General features: G+C 53.8%; 1 rRNA gene. It reads left to right on the top strand.

The annotated features are described in order from the left end of the window. Positions 1-31: 31 nt before the first annotated feature. Positions 32-333, top strand: a 16S ribosomal RNA gene (locus ACI48O_RS22630); the annotation flags it as partial.

Here is a 333-nt window from a genome sequence, read left to right as displayed (position 1 = left end):
AGCCAACGTAACTTTATGAGCTAAATCAACTTTCTTGGAGAGTTTGATCCTGGCTCAGGACGAACGCTGGCGGCGTGCCTAATACATGCAAGTCGAGCGGATTGATGGGAGCTTGCTCCCTGAAATCAGCGGCGGACGGGTGAGTAACACGTGGGCAACCTGCCTGTAAGACTGGGATAACTTCGGGAAACCGGAGCTAATACCGGATAATCCTTTTCCTCACATGAGGGAAAGCTGAAAGACGGCATCACGCTGTCACTTACAGATGGGCCCGCGGCGCATTAGCTAGTTGGTGAGGTAACGGCTCACCAAGGCGACGATGCGTAGCCGACC

Source organism: Neobacillus terrisolis, assembly GCF_051233475.1.
Lineage (GTDB): Bacteria > Bacillota > Bacilli > Bacillales > Cytobacillaceae > Bacillus_BU.
This window is presented reverse-complemented; position numbering and strand designations above follow the sequence as displayed.